The sequence below is a fragment of the Anaerococcus obesiensis genome, assembly GCF_016599815.1.
GTDB lineage: Bacteria > Bacillota > Clostridia > Tissierellales > Peptoniphilaceae > Anaerococcus > Anaerococcus vaginalis.
In genome coordinates this window covers 158,771-171,575 of the sequence record NZ_CP067016.1, presented here as the reverse complement: position 1 = coordinate 171,575, position 12,805 = coordinate 158,771, and the positions used below count along the sequence as shown (strand labels likewise).

The window sequence follows — 12,805 nt, the reverse complement described above, 5'->3', positions numbered from 1 at the left end:
ATTTAGATATTAGGAAGTTTGCAAAAGAAACACTGCAGTAAGAGAGGGATTATGAAATTTATTTATATAATTATAGGGCCTTTTGATTCAAAGGTTGATAGGAAAGCCATTGGAAAAAACGATAATGCTGAAATTATTGGTGTTAGAAATTTGGATGAGGCTAAAGTGGTTGCTAAATCTTTAATTGGGATTGCTGATGTGATTGAGCTTTGTGGGGCTTTTGGGGAAAGTGGTGCAAGGGAGATTATTGATGCAACTTGCGGGAAAATTCCTGTTGGCTTTGTTGGACATTTGGATTGCCAAAATGATTTGTTTGATGAAATTTTTTCTTGAATTTTATTTTAAGTGAAATTTTTAACAATTGATATATAATTTTATAGGAATAATTTGGGGAAATTTAATGATTAAAAAAAGGATAATAGGAATTTTTTTATTTATTACTATATTTTTATCTGGATGTGGGAGAGCTTTTATGGCTGATTATTTATTTTCTTCTGATGATGAGGATTTTTCTAACATTCTTACGGATTTTCTTAGTGCGGCTGATGAAAATGATAAGGAAGCTATAAAGAAGATGTTTGCAGAAAATGTAAGAAATAAGGATAAGTTTGATAAGAAATTAAATGATTTTTTGAAATTTTATAAAGTAAATGCTAGATCCAGCGATTTTGATAGGAATGATATTTTGACTCGTACACAAGGCATTCAAGATAAGAGTTATTGGTGTCTGGATGCTGATTTGATGTTGAAAAAGGGTAAGGAAGAATTTTTTATTTATATGAAAGTTGTAACTTCGGATAAAAATAATCCAAAAAATCAAGGGATTCACATTATTGATTTGTCGACAAAAAATGCTTACGAAGATGGATATTTCCTTTGGCATTCTAAAGATGGAATATATGTGCAAAAAGAAGCTTGTGAAGATTACAAAACTATGATTTTGTATGGAAATAGAAGAGAATATGAGCCCGTTGATAGGAAGCTTTCTGTTGATTTTTTTAGAAATTTTATAAGAGAAAGTACTGACTATAAAAAACTTTTAAAAGAAATAGGAAAAGCTAATGGAGAGGTCTTAGAAGATGAAAATGTTTTTGAAATAAGGCAAGGGGTAAGTGAAAAAACTTATGTAATCTGCTATGTTTCGGGAGATGAAATAATTAAAATGGAAGTGGTAAATGAAGATGAAAGACTTGAGACAATTTATTCGAAAGATGGAAAAAGTGATTAAGTTTTTTTCTTGAATGTGTTTTAAATAAAAACAAATCCTCAAATACAAATTTTAGGCTTTTAAAATTTTTGATTTTTAAATTTGAAATCAAATAAATTTTTGCATGAGGATTTGTTTATTTTTTAGTTGTAAGTGCCTTTAAGGCACTTTTTTAAATTCTTATTTTTCAATAAGTTTTGCTAATTCGATTTATTTTTAGAGTTTATTTATTCCACAATTCTTCTGCGACTGGCTTCCAATCTTTGGCGTAGTCTTCGCATTTGTCGCACAAATCGTCTACGTTTTCTTTTTCTAGTATATCTGTGGATTTTGCCATTGATTTTTTCACCATATCTCTTAATAAATTTGGTTTATTTTTTAAAAGATTTTTTAGCAGATAAAAATTTTTAAAAGGGGAAAATATTTGTCTGATTTTAATTTGTTTTTATGTTTGAAATATTTATTTTTCAATTGTTGTTTTATATTTTTTATGATAATATTATAACTAGGTGAGATTTTTGAAAAATCTTTTATCTTAAAAAAATTATTTGGAGGAATTATGCAATTATCGACTTTATCGTCTTTGCAATGGAACCTTATTGCAGGGGGACTTGCAATATTTTTGTTCGGTATTAATTTGATGGGGGATTCTCTTACAAATTTTGCTGGACCAAAACTTAGGGGATATGTAGAAAAGTATACGTCAAATCCTATTAAGGGAATTCTAGTTGGAATTGTTATTACAGGATTAATTCAATCATCATCAGCAACCACCGTTATAGCTATTTCTTTTGTTAGGGCAGGTGTGATGAGCCTTGAGCAAGCAATCGGTGTAATTTTGGGTGCTAATATTGGTACAACTGTTACAGCTGTTTTGATTGGTTTTAATTTAGATTATTTATCTTATTTTATTTGCCTTATTGGAGTTATTGTTTTTTTATTTTCAAAAAAGAGAAAGGGCAAATATATTGGAGAAATTTTAATTGGTTTTGGACTTTTATTTATTGGTCTAAAAATGATGGGAGATAGCCTTGCTGAGCTTAAAAATATTCCAGGCTTTGAAGATATAGTTACAAATCTTGGCAAAAATCCTATAATTGCTGTTTTGGTTGGAGCAGTTCTTACTGCTATTATTCAATCTTCATCTGCTTTTATTGGTATTGTTCAATCTTTGTATGCGTCTGGAGCTATTGGCTTGAATCTTTCTTTAGGATTTTTATTTGGAGCAAATATCGGAACTTGTATAACTGGAATTCTTGCATCTTTGGGTGGTTCTTTGTCTGCAAAAAGAACAAGTTTATTTCATGTATTGTTTAATGTTTTAATTTCAGCAATATTTTTGCTATTATTGGTGCCTTACGAAGGATTTATTTCTTTTGTTTCTGATAAATTTTCCTTTAATCCTATGATGACAATTGCCTTGGGACATTTTTCATTTAACTTTGTGGGTATGATTTTATTTGTTCCAATTATTAAGCAAGTATCAACAATACTTCACAAAATTATTCCTGGTAAAGATTCAATTTTCTCTGACGTTTCAGACATTGAACTTGAAGAAAGTCTAATAAATACTTTCCCAGCAGCAGCTCTTGACCAAGCAAAAACTGCCATTATAAAAGAAAGTAAAATTGCTCTTGAAACTATAAAATCAACTCAAAAATATTTAAATTCAAGAGATAAAAATGATTTATCAACTGCCAATCAAGCTGAGGCTTTGGTAAATGAAATGGATACAAAAATTCAAAAATATATCTTAGATATTTCTAAATCAAATTTGGTAAGTGAGCTTGAGGGAGAAATTCACAATTATTTACAAGTACAAATAAATGTAGAAAGAGTTTCAGACCTTGCTCAAAATCTTGGAGAATATTTTGATGAAATAAATGAGGCAGGAGAAAAATATAATGATGAGGCCTTGGCTGATTTAAATAGTATTTATGAGCTTGTAATTAATAACTATGTAAATGCCATAGAAGTTTTTGAATCTGAAGATTCAGCTTTGTACGAAACTCTCAGAGAAGATGAGGCAAACTTGGATTTATTAGAACAAAATTTAAGAAGATCTCATTATAGAAGACTTACCGAAGGCGAAAAATTATCTACAGTTGCAAGTTCAGTTTTTGTCGATATTGCATCAACAGTAGAAAGAATTGGAGACCATGCCTTCAATATTGCTCGTCTAACAGTTGATCCTGTAAAGGTTCACGGCGAATACGAAAAGCCAGTTGTTAAAATTGATGACATAAATTAAATAAATTTTTAAAAATCTCACGGAAAATTCTGTGAGATTTTTTTGTGTAAATATTGGGTAAATATTTTCTAGGGTTTAAGATAAAGGAGATTTTATGTTAGAAGTTAAAAATTTTACAAAAAAATACAATAATGGCAAGCTTGCCGTTGATGATATTTCTTTTGAAGTGAAAAATGGAGAAATTTTTGGATTTTTGGGGCCAAATGGTGCTGGAAAATCTACAACTATAAAGGCAATTGTAGGTCTTATCAAAAAAACAAAAGGAGAGATCAGTATTGATGGATTAAAATTAGAAGATGATCCTATTTCATACAAAAATAAATTTTCCTATCTTGCCGATAATCCAGATTTATTTGATAAATTTACAGGAGTTGAATATATAAATTTTGTGGCAGATATTTATGGAATTGATGAAAAAACTAGAGATGAAAGGCTCAATACTTATCTTGATTATTTTAATATAAGAGAGGCTATGGCTGATTTGATTTCTTCATTTTCTCATGGAATGAAACAAAAACTTGCAATAATTGCATCCCTTATCCACAATCCAGATCTTTTGATTTTAGATGAGCCAATGGTTGGTCTTGATCCAAAATCTTCTTTTAATCTTAAAAAAATAATGAAAGAAAGAAAAGATGAAGGAAAGATGGTTTTCTTTTCAACTCATATTATGGAAGTTGCTGAAAATATTTGTGATAGACTTGCTATAATTTCCAAAGGAAAAATTGTAGCAGTAGGTTCGCTTTCAGAAATGAGAGCAAATCTTAATGAAAGTAAATCCCTAGAAGAATTATTTTTGGAGCTTACAGATGAAAAATAAAAGATTAAAAATTCTTTTTAGGAAAAATTTTAAGGAAGAAATCGCCCAATATTTGCCAGGAACAAAAGTTTATGGACTTCCAAATGATTATACACTGAGGATTTTATACATACTTTTGATGTATGGATTTTATACTGTTATGGGACTTGCAACATTTTCTTTGTTGGCGTTTTCGTATTTAAGTAAAAATGATGAATATTCCTATTTTTTATCTGCCAGTTTACTTATAAGTATTTTTACAATAATTTTATCGGCGGTTGATTTGATTTCTGATTATTCAAAAAGCAAGGACACAAATATTTTGATGACTATGCCAATAAAAGATGAAGAAATTTATTTGTCAAAATTTCTTGCCATAGTTTTATCCAAATTTGAAATATTTTATTTTTATATTTTGATGATTTTGGTTTATATATTTAATATGGGATTTTCCTTTATTAAATTTTTTGGCTTGATAATAAATTCATTTCCAATATTTGTAACATCAGTTGCCATAATTTCTATTTTTATAATGGTAATTATGAGGTATTCAAACATAAGATTTTACAAAACCAGTTTAAAATTTATTGGATATGGATTTTTGCTTTTGCTTTTGGGCTTTATATATTTTTATTCTTATAGGAAAAATGGAGATGTAAGTATAATCAAGCTAGTAACAAAATTTTTTCTTGACCATAAAGATAAGCTGTCACTTATATTTTTCCATACAAGAATTTACGGAAAAAGTTTAGGAGGAAGTGGAATAGATTTTATTATTTATACTTTCCTTCTTTATATATACACTTTTTTAATCCTATACATTTTGGCAAAGCTTGCATCAAAAATATATTTTGATTCCCTATTAGGAAATGAAAAAAGAAAAATTCACAAGAAAAATATAAAAATATCAAGCAAAAAATCATCAACTATAATAGCGATTTTTAAAAAAGACTTTAAAACTATTATAAAAAGTCCAGTATATTTGTTTCCAATTATTTCATCTATGATTATTTTTACATGTATATGGGGATTTGGGACAATTGAAATGTTTGATTTTATAAAAAAACTTGATATTTCAAATGTAGAAATATATTTATTTATAATTATTGGAGCATTTGTCTTTAGATTTTTCATAACAGCAAACGACTTGGCAATAAATTCTTCCCTTTCAAGAGAAGGAGAAAGCTTGTACCAAACCCTAACCTTGCCAATAAGCCCAAAAGAAAATATTTTGGGAAGAGCCCTATCAATAAATCTTGTAAATTTAATTATAAATATTTCATTTTGTATGGTATTAAAATTTATAATTAAAATAAATATTCTTGTAAGCTTTGTAATTTTTTTGGGATTTACACTTGCAAGTCTTGTTTCATCTTTTTTGGGACTTTTGATGGATGCAAATTCAGTCAACATTCATTGGCAAAAAGAAAGAGATCTTACAAAAGGCTCATCACAAAACGTAGGTTATTATGTAATTAGTGGAATAATAATGACAATAGTTGGAGTTTTTGCGTATTTAATTTATAATTTTACAAATGTTTACTTGGGATTTTTATTTGTAATAAGTTTAATAATAATTTCTATAATTTTTTTATACAAATCATGTTTGAAAAAATATCAAAAAGGATTTTATGATTTATAAAAAATACAAGAGTTTGATAAAAAAAGATTAGTTTATTTATCGAACTCTATTTTTTTACTAAAATTCAAAATAAAAAAATAAATTTTGAAATTATTTCCTAGAAAACGGTATTTTTAAAAGGAAAAATTGAAAGTATTTTCACACTCTAAGCCTTGAAAATGTTTCTAAAAATTCTTGACTTTTTGAAAGTTATTAATTATAATAACAATATAGGTAATTACCATATACGAGGAGGAAAATATGAAAAAATGGAAAACAACTTTGGTGGCATTGTTAGCAGTATTTGCACTTACATCTTGTGGAAATAATAAAGCAAACGATACTAGTAACAATGCAGCGTCAAACAAGTCTTCAGAAACTGAAAAAAGTTCAGATAATTCTGAAAAGGCTTTCGAAGGTAAGACATTAACACTAGCAGGTCTTGACGGCGGATATGGAACAAAAGGCTGGAAAAAAGTTATAGCTAACTTTGAAAAAAAGACAGGCGCAAAAGTAGAAGCAAAATTTGAAAAAAATATTCACGAAGTAATAAGACCAGAAATTCAAGCAGGAAATGCTCCTGACGTAATTTATAATAATATTGGACAAGAATCAGGTCTTACAGAAACAATGATTAAAGAAAAAATGCTTATGGATATAAGCGATGTTTTGGACAAAAAAGTTCCAGGAGAAGAAAAAACTGTAGGAGAAAAAATAATTCCAGGATTTACAGATACTGCTGTAACAAATCCTTACGGCGACGGCAAAACATATCTTGCTCCATTATTCTATTCACCAACAGGACTTTGGTATAACAAAGCAATGTTTAAAGATGGTGGCGGAAAATATGAACTTCCAAAAACAATGGATGAATTTTTAGCACTTGGTGAAGAAGCTAAAAAAGATAAAATTTCATTATTTACATATCCTACAACAGGATATTTTGACACATTCTCATTTGCAATGTTCTACAACATTGGTGGAAATGAATTATTTGATAAGTTGATGAACTACGATGCAAAAGCTTGGGAAAATGAAGCTACACCATATTTTGAAACAGTAGGAAAAATTTTGGAATACTTAAATCCAAATACAGTAGCTCAAGCTAACAACGAATCATTTACACAAAACCAACTACAAGTTATGAAAAACGAAGCATTATTTATGCCAAATGGAACTTGGGTAGTTGAAGAAATGAAAGATGCAAAAGGCGTTGCTGATGGATTTGAATGGGGCTTTATGCCACTTCCTTCAATGAAAGACGGCGAAAGATATGCATATTCTTGGTTTGAACAAATATTTGTAACACAAACTGCAAAAGAACCAGAACTTGCTAAAGAATTTCTTGCTTACTTGTATTCAGACGAAGCAGCAAAAGCATTTATAGAAAACGGTGGAGCAGTTCAACCAATCAACGATGTTGAAAATATGATAACAGATGAAAATCAAAAATTATTCTATTCAATCTATGGCGATGATGTAAAAGCAGCTCTAGGTGGATGGGCAGCAGCTCCAGCAGTTGAAGGTGTAGATATGTCAAAAGAATTATTTGATGCTATAAACTCAGTAGCAAATAAAGATAAATCTGTAAAAGATTGGCAAAAAGATGTAGTTTCTGCTGCACAAAAAATATCAGAAGCTGTAAAAGCTGAAAAGTAATTGAAAATAATTAAGGCGGTCTATTCCGCCTTAAATTTTTATAAGGAGATATTATGAGAAATAGTAAGGAGAAAAAAAGATTTATAGTATTCGGATTATTACCTTCATTGATACTTTATACTATCTTTATGGTCTATCCTACCATAAATGTATTTTATGAGTCTTTGTTTAAAACGGGGGGCTTATCTGGAAATAAAACTTTTGTTGGTCTAGCTAATTTTAAATTATTATTTTCTGATAGTAATTTTATTAGGTCTTTTCAAAATACAATATTTTTAATAGTAATAGTTACAATCGTGACTATGTTTTTGGCAATTATTTTCGCATCAATTTTATCAAGAGAAAAAATAGCAGGCCAAAATTTCTTTAGGATTATATTTTATATACCAAACATCCTTTCTATAGCAGTTATTGCATCAATTTTTGCAGCAATTTATGGAATGGATCAAGGTCTTATAAATGGATTTATGAGATTATTTAATAGTAATCATACAAACATTCCTTTTTTAGGAGATAGGATGTATGTTGTTTATTCAATTGGCTTTGCGATGATTTGGCAAGCGATTGGATATTATATGGTAATGTATATGTCAACTATGAGTCAAATTCCTGAACATTTATATGAGGCAGCAAATCTCGATGGAGCTGGAAAAATTCGCCAATTTTTTGATATTACCTTACCACTTACATGGCAAACAATTAGAACTACATTAACATTTTATGTAATTTCAAATATCAACATAGCTTTCCAAATTATAAAAGCTTTGACAGGCGGAGGACCTGATGGTGCAAGTCTTACCCTATTAAATTATCAATATGAACAAGCCTACACCAATTCATCTTTTGGTTATGGACTTGCTATTGGTGTTGTCGTGTTCTTATTCTCTTTTATTCTTTCAGCAATAATTCATAGATTGACAAAAAGAGATATCATGCAATACTAGGAGAAAAAAATGAAGAAAAAATCAAAACTTTTTAATATATTTATTTATTTGTGTTTGGTTATTTTTGCCTTATCAATTTTAGTCCCAGTTTTTTGGGTTTTTATGGCATCAATAAAAACAAATCCAGAATTTTATGGCAACCCTTGGGCCTTGCCTATGAGTTTTTACTTAAATAACTTTAAAGATGCATGGGCCGCTGCTAATATGGGAGATTATTTTTTAAATTCTTTGATAGTTACAGCAATTGCTTTGGCTTTGCTTTTGCTTATATCACTTCCATTTTCATATATTTTGGCAAGAATGCAATTTAAAGGAAGAAGATTCGTAACTTCATATATAAAAGCAGGTTTATTTATAAACTTGTCATACATCGTTATACCAATATTTTTGATGTTAAGAGATGTTTCAAAATCTATTCCATTAGCTTTATTAAATAATAGATTTGTCCTTGCATTAATATATGCGTCAACAGCAGTTCCATTTACAGTTTATCTTTTGACAAACTTTTTCTCATCAATTTCTAAATCTTATGAAGAGGCAGCTTATATTGATGGGGCTGGTTATTATAGAACTATGATGGACATAATGATACCTATGGCAAGACCAGCAGTTATTACAGTTATTTTGTTTAATTTTTTGATGTTTTGGAATGAATATATTTTAGCCCTAACTCTTATGACTGATCCATCAAAAAGAACCTTGCCAGTTGGATTAATAAATCTTCAACAAGCAGCAAGAGGAGCAGCAAATTATGGAAGACTTTACGCAGGTCTAGTAATTGTAATGATACCAACATTAATAATTTATATTTTAGTTCAAAAACAACTTACTGAAGGAATGATGGTAGGAGGAGATAAGGGATGATAGATAAAAAAAGAGGAAGATTGACTCTTCCAAGTGAAGCTAATTTTTATGATGAAACTTGCGAGATGCTTGAAAAGCTTGGAGCAGATGCAATAAGAGATTCTGATGGAACATATCTTCCAGATGAGATTAAAGATATAGAAGGAGTTGACATATATACAAACTTCTTTCCAACTCGTGGTCACAACGAATTTGCAGAAACTGTTCCTTTTGAAAGATCTAGATTTTTCTTGATAAGTGATTTTGTAACAGCAACTAGCAATATTACAAAAATAGATTTTCTAAAAGGCTATTACAAAAAACAATTAATAGCTGATTATGATTATGATCCAAAAAAATGGTGGCAAGTTTATGATAGAAGCACAGGCGAAGTAGTTGATCCTTCAAATTGGGAAATTGATAAAGAAAAAGATATAGTTAGTGTAAAAACAATTCCTTATCATGTTTATACAGTAAACTTTTTGGCTTATGGAATTTGGGATCCAGTTCAAATGTACAATCACATAACAAATGATTGGGGAGATGAAGTTGCTCATCATATTCCTTTTGATGTTAGATATGAAAAATCTAGCGAATTTGTAGAAAAAAATTTAGAAAAATGGTTACAAGAAAATCCAAAAACAAATGTAGTAAGATTTACAACTTTCTTCTATCAATTTTCGCTTTTCTTTAATGAAGATGCTAAGGAAAAATATGTAGATTGGTTTGGATATTCAAACAGCGTTTCCCCAGAGGCTATGATTGCTTTTGAAAAAGAATATGGTTATAGATTAACAAGTGAAGATTTTGTTGACCAAGGTTTTTATAATAGTAATTACAGAATACCAAGCAAAAAATATTTAGATTACATTGATTTTCAACAAAGATTTGTTTCTAATAAGGCAAAAAAATTAGTTGATCTTGTTCATAAATATGGCAAAAAAGCAATAATGTTTTTGGGAGATCATTGGATTGGAACAGAGCCTTATGGAAAATATTTTAAAAATATAGGACTTGATGGAGTTGTTGGTTCAGTTGGAGATGGAGCAACTTTAAGAATAATTTCAGATATAGATGTTCCTATGACAGAGGGGAGATTTTTACCATACTTTTTCCCAGATGAATTTTATGAAGGAAATGACCCATCAATTGAAGCAAAAGATAATTGGGTAAAGGCAAGACGTGCTTTATTGAGAAATCCTCTTGATAGGATTGGATATGGCGGATACTTATCTCTTGCTTACAAATTTCCAAAATTTATTGATTATATAACAAAAGTTGCAGATGAATTTAGAGAAATTTATGATATTTCATCAAAGGCAAAACCTTATAAGGCTTGTAAAGTTGCAATTTTAAATTCTTGGGGCTCTATAAGAACTTGGGGAGCTTATGTTGTAGCTCATGGAAAATGGTTTAAATTAGCTTATTCATACAGTGGAATAATTGAAGCACTTTCTGGTATGGACATGGATGTTAAATTTATTAATTTTGAAGATGTAAAAAAAGGAATTGATAAGGACATTGATGTAATAATTAATGCTGGAGATGCTTATACTGCATTTTCTGGTGGAGAAAATTTCTTAGATCCAGAAGTTCTTGCAAATATTAGAAAATTTGTTTATGAAGGCGGAGGTTTTATTGGAATAGGAGAGCCAAGTGCTTACCAACATCAAGGAAGATTTTTCCAACTTGCAGATGTATTGGGAGTTGATGTTGAAAAAGGATTTTCACAAGGATTTGATAGATATTTTACACAAGAAACTAAAGATCATTTTATAACAAAAGATTTAAAAGAATATAAATATGGTGAAGAAAAACCAAATGTTTATGCGATAAATGAAAAGACTCAAATATTAAAATATGAAAATAATGAAGTCTATATGGCAGCAAATGATTATGGTAAAGGAAGAAGTTTTTATGCTATGGGCCTTTCCTATAGTTTAGAAAATACAAGATTGTTAAAAAGAGCTATTCACTATGTTTCTCATAAGGAAGATATTTTAGAAAAATATTTTGCTAAAGACATTAGGCTAGAAGTAACTGCTTATCCTGAAATTTCTAAATATTGTGTAATAAACAATTCAAATGAAAAAGTAAAATCTATTGTTTATGATGGAGATAAAAATGCGCACGAAATAGAAATTGATGCAGGCGAAATTATCTGGTTTGAGGAGTAAATATGGATTATTACAAAAAAGAAAAATTAAATAATATTGTACTTTTTATAATATTTGTTCTTGGAGTTATTTTGCAATTTGTAGGACATAGAAAAGCAGGCTATGGCCCACTTTTAATTCAATTTGTTTCACTAGCGCTTATGCTTTTAGTTTTGTTTTTATATAATAGAAGACATGTTTAAGGAGGTTTGATATGGCTGGATTAAAATTCGAGCATATTTATAAAATATATGATAATAAATTTACTGCTGTAAATGACTTTAATTTAGAAATAAAAGATGAAGAGTTTATTGTTTTTGTTGGGCCATCTGGTTGTGGAAAATCTACAACTCTTAGAATGGTTGCAGGACTTGAAGAAATATCAAAAGGAAAGCTATATATTGGAGATAGGTTAGTAAATGATATTGAACCAAAAGATAGAGATATAGCAATGGTATTTCAAAATTATGCTCTTTATCCACAAATGACTGTAAAAGATAATATGAGCTACGCTTTAAAAATTGCAAAAGTTCCAAAAGAAGATATAAATAGAAAAGTAAAAGCGGCAGCAGAAGTTTTGGGACTAGAACAATATCTTGATAGAAAGCCTGCAGCTCTTTCTGGTGGTCAAAGACAAAGAGTAGCCTTAGGTCGTGCGATTGTAAGAAATCCTCAAGTATTTTTGATGGACGAGCCTCTTAGTAACTTGGATGCAAAACTTAGAGTGCAAACTAGAGCAGAAATATCAAAACTTCACGAGCAACTTGCAACAACATTTATATATGTAACCCACGATCAAACAGAAGCAATGACTATGGCAGATAGAATTGTTATTATGAATAACGGAGTTATCCAACAAGTAGATACTCCTATAAACGTTTATTCAAAACCAGAAAATCTATTTGTAGCAACTTTCATTGGTTCTCCACAAATGAATTTAATAAGTGGTAAAATAATAAAAGAAGATGACGATTATTATATGGAAAATGAAAATGTAAAATTCCATATTAGTCAAGAAAAAGCATTAAAACTTCAAGATTTAGGATATTTATCAAAAGATATTGTTTGTGGAATTAGACCTGAGCATATATATGATGGATTTAGAAAAACTAATTCAACATTAATAGGACAAGTTGATTTTGTAGAATTATTAGGAGCTCAACAATATGCTTATATTAAGTGCAAAGAAGAAAAAATTACTTGCGCTTTGAGCGTTGAAAATTTATTGGAAAAGAATAAGGAAATAAAAATATACCTAGACGAAGAAAAAATGCATTTCTTTGATAAAGAAAGTCAAAAAAATATTCTTCTATAAGGAGATTTTA

12 protein-coding genes are annotated in these 12,805 nt (G+C 29.2%); 11 read left to right on the top strand and 1 reads right to left on the bottom strand.

Annotated features, from left to right (window positions below):
• Positions 1 to 51 precede the first annotated feature (51 nt).
• Positions 52 to 333, top strand: coding sequence for a DUF6506 family protein (locus I6H46_RS00865; protein WP_019118447.1), 282 nt, complete (start codon positions 52 to 54; stop codon positions 331 to 333).
• Positions 334 to 472: 139 nt separating this feature from the next.
• Complete coding sequence (locus tag I6H46_RS00860) at positions 473 to 1,228, top strand: DUF5104 domain-containing protein (protein WP_234287372.1); 756 nt, start codon at positions 473 to 475, stop codon at positions 1,226 to 1,228.
• A gap of 202 nt (positions 1,229 to 1,430) precedes the next feature.
• On the opposite strand, the gene I6H46_RS10180 is transcribed toward I6H46_RS00860, so the two are convergent.
• Complete coding sequence (locus I6H46_RS10180; RefSeq protein WP_267907445.1) at positions 1,431 to 1,556, bottom strand: hypothetical protein; 126 nt, start codon at positions 1,554 to 1,556, stop codon at positions 1,431 to 1,433.
• A gap of 210 nt (positions 1,557 to 1,766) precedes the next feature.
• On the opposite strand from I6H46_RS10180, the gene I6H46_RS00850 reads away from it, so the two are divergent.
• From I6H46_RS00850 to I6H46_RS00810, 9 genes are all read left to right on the top strand, one after another.
• Complete coding sequence (locus I6H46_RS00850) at positions 1,767 to 3,458, top strand: Na/Pi cotransporter family protein (RefSeq protein ID WP_019118443.1); 1,692 nt, start codon at positions 1,767 to 1,769, stop codon at positions 3,456 to 3,458.
• Between the two features lie 94 nt (positions 3,459 to 3,552).
• A complete protein-coding gene (locus I6H46_RS00845; protein WP_019118442.1) occupies positions 3,553 to 4,278 on the top strand; it encodes an ABC transporter ATP-binding protein in 726 nt (241 codons plus the stop codon).
• The gene (locus I6H46_RS00840) at positions 4,268 to 5,899 is read left to right on the top strand and encodes a hypothetical protein (protein WP_019118441.1); all 1,632 of its coding nucleotides are present in this window, start codon (positions 4,268 to 4,270) and stop codon (positions 5,897 to 5,899) included. The genes I6H46_RS00845 and I6H46_RS00840 overlap by 11 nt, the downstream gene beginning before the upstream one ends.
• 240 nt (positions 5,900 to 6,139) lie before the next feature.
• Positions 6,140 to 7,537: a carbohydrate ABC transporter substrate-binding protein gene (locus tag I6H46_RS00835; protein WP_019118440.1), complete on the top strand. Its 1,398-nt coding sequence runs from the start codon at positions 6,140 to 6,142 to the stop codon at positions 7,535 to 7,537.
• Positions 7,538 to 7,590: 53 nt separating this feature from the next.
• Positions 7,591 to 8,481 (top strand): carbohydrate ABC transporter permease, encoded by an 891-nt coding sequence (locus tag I6H46_RS00830; protein WP_019118439.1) that lies wholly within the window; start codon positions 7,591 to 7,593, stop codon positions 8,479 to 8,481.
• Positions 8,482 to 8,490: 9 nt separating this feature from the next.
• Positions 8,491 to 9,345, top strand: coding sequence for a carbohydrate ABC transporter permease (locus I6H46_RS00825; RefSeq protein WP_019118438.1), 855 nt, complete (start codon positions 8,491 to 8,493; stop codon positions 9,343 to 9,345).
• On the top strand, positions 9,342 to 11,501 hold the full coding sequence (gene gnpA, locus I6H46_RS00820) for a 1,3-beta-galactosyl-N-acetylhexosamine phosphorylase (RefSeq protein WP_019118437.1): 2,160 nt from the start codon (positions 9,342 to 9,344) through the stop codon (positions 11,499 to 11,501). The genes I6H46_RS00825 and gnpA overlap by 4 nt, the downstream gene beginning before the upstream one ends.
• A gap of 2 nt (positions 11,502 to 11,503) precedes the next feature.
• Positions 11,504 to 11,683 (top strand): DUF6903 family protein, encoded by a 180-nt coding sequence (locus I6H46_RS00815; protein ID WP_004839238.1) that lies wholly within the window; start codon positions 11,504 to 11,506, stop codon positions 11,681 to 11,683.
• Positions 11,684 to 11,694: 11 nt separating this feature from the next.
• The gene (locus tag I6H46_RS00810) at positions 11,695 to 12,795 is read left to right on the top strand and encodes an ABC transporter ATP-binding protein (protein ID WP_019118436.1); all 1,101 of its coding nucleotides are present in this window, start codon (positions 11,695 to 11,697) and stop codon (positions 12,793 to 12,795) included.
• Positions 12,796 to 12,805: the final 10 nt, after the last annotated feature.

Coding starts and splice junctions, on each gene's coding strand:
- I6H46_RS00810 (WP_019118436.1), top strand. CDS start 11,695: ATGGCTGGATTAAAATTCGAGCATATTTATAAAATATATGATAATAAA.
- I6H46_RS00860 (WP_234287372.1), top strand. CDS start 473: ATGGCTGATTATTTATTTTCTTCTGATGATGAGGATTTTTCTAACATT.
- I6H46_RS00840 (WP_019118441.1), top strand. CDS start 4,268: ATGAAAAATAAAAGATTAAAAATTCTTTTTAGGAAAAATTTTAAGGAA.
- I6H46_RS00835 (WP_019118440.1), top strand. CDS start 6,140: ATGAAAAAATGGAAAACAACTTTGGTGGCATTGTTAGCAGTATTTGCA.
- I6H46_RS00850 (WP_019118443.1), top strand. CDS start 1,767: ATGCAATTATCGACTTTATCGTCTTTGCAATGGAACCTTATTGCAGGG.
- I6H46_RS00825 (WP_019118438.1), top strand. CDS start 8,491: ATGAAGAAAAAATCAAAACTTTTTAATATATTTATTTATTTGTGTTTG.
- I6H46_RS00865 (WP_019118447.1), top strand. CDS start 52: ATGAAATTTATTTATATAATTATAGGGCCTTTTGATTCAAAGGTTGAT.
- gnpA (WP_019118437.1), top strand. CDS start 9,342: ATGATAGATAAAAAAAGAGGAAGATTGACTCTTCCAAGTGAAGCTAAT.
- I6H46_RS00845 (WP_019118442.1), top strand. CDS start 3,553: ATGTTAGAAGTTAAAAATTTTACAAAAAAATACAATAATGGCAAGCTT.
- I6H46_RS00830 (WP_019118439.1), top strand. CDS start 7,591: ATGAGAAATAGTAAGGAGAAAAAAAGATTTATAGTATTCGGATTATTA.
- I6H46_RS00815 (WP_004839238.1), top strand. CDS start 11,504: ATGGATTATTACAAAAAAGAAAAATTAAATAATATTGTACTTTTTATA.